Raw genomic sequence first — 2,276 nt, 5'->3', positions numbered from 1 at the left:
CTGCTGCGTCTTGCCCAGGACGGATCCAAGAAATTTGCCAATGCGCTGGTTCCGGCACTCAAGATTGCTTTGGAAAGAGGTCTGCCTTACAAGGCAATGGTTTGTGCGCTCGCTTTCTGGGCCCATTTCTTACACCAAAAAGAATCGTTGGTGGATGACCAAGCTTCTAAGGCGCTTATTGATGCCGTTTCCCTGCTGGACGTTGATGTGAAACCATTCTTCGACATCATCGGGCTTGCCGGTAAGGCGCATGAATCTCTTAAGCCGTTATTTCAGTCGTATCTCACGTTGATTGAAACTGAAGGGGTGAAGCATGTATTGATTCACTCTCAAAGATAGCCTTGATACTTCTGGAAGGTGTTGCAGAGAAGCCCAAGCTATGGGACAATCTAGGGAGTTTGGGGGGATTCGTCATGCATTTGACCATTGCGGGAACCGGATATGTAGGATTGGTGGCAGGCGTGTGCTTTGCCAAGGTGGGGCACCACGTAACCTGTGTGGATATCGATGAGAAGAAGGTGGCGATGCTGAACAAGGGCATCAGTCCCATCTATGAGTCTGATTTGGAAGAGTATCTGCAGGAAGGCTTGGCGAAAAGTCTTCTGCGGTTTACCACCAATTACCAAGAGGCGTATAAAAGCCCCGATGTGATCTTCATCGGAGTAGGGACGCCCGAACTTCCCGACGGCTCGGCGAACCTCAGCTATGTAGCTTCGGTTGCCCGCCAGATTGCCGAGAATATCGAGCGCGACTGCCTGGTCGTCGTAAAGTCCACCGTTCCGGTGGGAACCAACGACAAGGTCGAGCAGTTCATCAAGGACTCGTTGGTCCATCCGGTGTGTATCGAGGTTGCCTCAAACCCTGAGTTCCTTGCCCAAGGATCCGCAATACATGACATGATGCACGCTCAGCGCATCGTCATCGGGGTGGAGGACAAGCATGCAGAAGGAATACTCCGAGAGCTGTATGCACCGTTCAAATTGCCTGTGGTTGCCGTCAGTCGACGTAGTGCAGAAATGACCAAGTATGCAGCCAATGACTTTCTTGCGCTGAAGATCTCCTATATGAACGATTTGGCGAACCTGTGTGAACTCGTTGGTGCAAACATCGAGGATGTGGCGCTGGGCATGTCCTATGACGAGCGTATCGGCTCTCGTTTCTTGAAGGCCGGCATCGGCTATGGCGGCAGTTGCTTTCCCAAGGACACCAAGGCCCTGCAGTATCTGGCAACCCAGTACGGCTACAATCTCAGGACGGTTGGGGCGGCTGTGGAAGTCAACAACGAGCAGCGCTACAAGCTCTACCGCAAGGCCTGCAACCGCATGATCACCTTCAACGGCATCAAAGTGGCCGTTCTGGGTCTTGCCTTCAAGGCAGGCACCGATGACCTCAGGGAGTCTCCCTCCATCTACAATATCCCCTTGTTGTTGGATCAGGGGGCTTTGATCACAGCCTTCGATCCCGTGGCAGAGGAGAACTGCAAGCGCCAATACCAATTTGATATGCAGTATGCATCAACGGTTGAGCAAGCGCTAACCGGAGCCCAGGTCTGCTTCATCTTCACCGATTGGCCTGAGATACGCAGTCTCTCTCCATCGGTGTTCAAACAGCTCATGCGTACTGCTCTCGTCTATGACGGGAGGAACCTCTTCAACCCAAGGGCCATGCTCGAAGCCGGGGTGGAGTACTACAGCATAGGGAGGTAGCAAGCATGAAAAAGGGTCTCTCGCCTGAGCGAAAGACCCAACTTGAACATCTTGCAGCTCTTATCGCAGGGCAAACTCCACCATGTGCTGTTTTGCACCGGCGATATTACCCTTGTCCATCGCCTTCTTCACCTTCAGCAGGATTCTTCTTCCCTCTGCTTCGGTGAGGGTGTTTCCCTCAAGCGTCAGTGCCAGATGTATGCTTAGATCCAGCACGCCGTATGCGGCTTCAATATTGCCCCGCTGGATGTTCTCGATCAAAGCTGAATCGAGCATATCAAGCAGGAACGGGGTGGTGACTACGGTGGGCTCCTCTCTGAACAGCGTCGCACCATGTGGTGTATATCGTATCATAGGCTACTATCCTTTATGCGGGGTTTGTTGTCCCCCTAAGGGTAATATCGCCATAAACGCTTATCTTTTCAAGTAGTAACAATGGGTGTTGCTCTCCTGTCCGACCAAGGTGACCATTTCACTGTTTCCATCGCGGCTTTGTGAGTAGCTGATGGTGATCGGCAAGGCCTGGCCATCGTAGTAGAGTGAAAAACCTCCTTCCTCATCAAAAACCAA

Annotated in this window: 3 protein-coding genes; 2 read left to right on the top strand and 1 reads right to left on the bottom strand. The window is 52.2% G+C overall.

Annotation, left to right across the window (positions count from 1 at the left end; genetic code table 11):
• Together B3F49_RS02745 and B3F49_RS02740 are read left to right on the top strand one after the other, a co-directional pair.
• On the top strand, nt 1-339 hold a 339-nt coding region (locus tag B3F49_RS02745), incomplete at its 5' end, for a hypothetical protein (protein WP_293908871.1).
• A 74-nt stretch (nt 340-413) separates the two neighbouring features.
• Complete coding sequence (locus tag B3F49_RS02740; protein WP_293908870.1) at nt 414-1,706, top strand: UDP-glucose dehydrogenase family protein; 1,293 nt, start codon at nt 414-416, stop codon at nt 1,704-1,706.
• 60 nt (nt 1,707-1,766) lie between these two features.
• On the opposite strand, the gene B3F49_RS02735 is transcribed toward B3F49_RS02740, so the two are convergent.
• Entirely contained in the window at nt 1,767-2,060 is a 294-nt protein-coding gene (locus B3F49_RS02735) for a hypothetical protein (protein ID WP_293908869.1), read from the bottom strand.
• Nucleotides 2,061-2,276 lie beyond the last annotated feature (216 nt).

The organism is Sphaerochaeta sp. UBA5836 (genome assembly GCF_002432845.1).
Classification (GTDB): Bacteria; Spirochaetota; Spirochaetia; order Sphaerochaetales; family Sphaerochaetaceae; genus Sphaerochaeta.
Note: the sequence above shows the minus strand (reverse complement) of the source record. Positions and strands in the feature narration are given on the sequence as shown.